The organism is Kingella sp. SNUBH-2017 (assembly GCF_028680565.1).
GTDB classification, from domain to species: domain Bacteria; phylum Pseudomonadota; class Gammaproteobacteria; order Burkholderiales; family Neisseriaceae; genus Kingella_D; species Kingella_D pumchi.
In genome coordinates this window covers 1-681 of the sequence record NZ_JAPHVK010000034.1, presented here as the reverse complement: position 1 = coordinate 681, position 681 = coordinate 1, and the positions used below count along the sequence as shown (strand labels likewise).

Below are 681 nucleotides of genomic sequence, written 5' to 3'. Positions count from 1 at the left end.
CTTTCAAAGCCGGCTCTGCGGCTGTTTTTCAGCGTCAGTGCCAAGTGCCGCAGCTCTTGCCCCGCAGCTGTTTGCGGGTTGCGTGCCAGGTAGCGGCCGACGGTTTTGACTTGGTGGAAATGGCAAAGTTGTACGGGAATATCGGGGAATAATCGTGGCAAACCTTTGCGGCCGTCGCAGACGATGCTTTGTATTCAATGCCTTTGGCTTTCAGGCTGCCGATGGCTTCGGCGTAAAGGGCGTTGGTTTCGTTTTTGACTTCGGTAACAGAAAGCGCTTTGCCGCTGATGCTGTCGAACAAAACCATGATGCCGAAACGGCGTCCGAAGTAGGTGGTGTCCATCACGATGTTGGCGCATTGGGGCGCGGCAAACTGTGCTTTGGGATTCGCTTTTTTGAGATGGCGAAAAATGGTTTTGCTGCTGCAATGATGAGCAGCTGCCAGCTGCGCTGCGGTTTGTTTGCCTGCGGTGTAAGCGTGCCAGAGTTGTTGCGGATTGATGTTTTTGCCACCACTGAAACGTTTGCCGCAGCTGTGGCATTTGTAACGTTGTTTGCCGTTTTGTCTGCCGTTCTTTTTGACCTGTTTTGAGCCGCAGAAAAAGCATTTTTTGTGTTCAAAGGTTTTGACCCCGCTTAAAGCCTTGCAGCATAAGGCTTGCAGCGATTTTTAGCACCTTT

Annotated in this window: 1 protein-coding gene; it reads right to left on the bottom strand. The window is 51.7% G+C overall.

Annotation, left to right across the window (positions count from 1 at the left end; all coding sequences use genetic code 11):
* Window positions 1-34: 34 nt before the first annotated feature.
* Window positions 35-664: a transposase gene (locus OP500_RS11275; RefSeq protein ID WP_443135153.1), complete on the bottom strand. Its 630-nt coding sequence runs from the start codon at window positions 662-664 to the stop codon at window positions 35-37.
* Window positions 665-681: the final 17 nt, after the last annotated feature.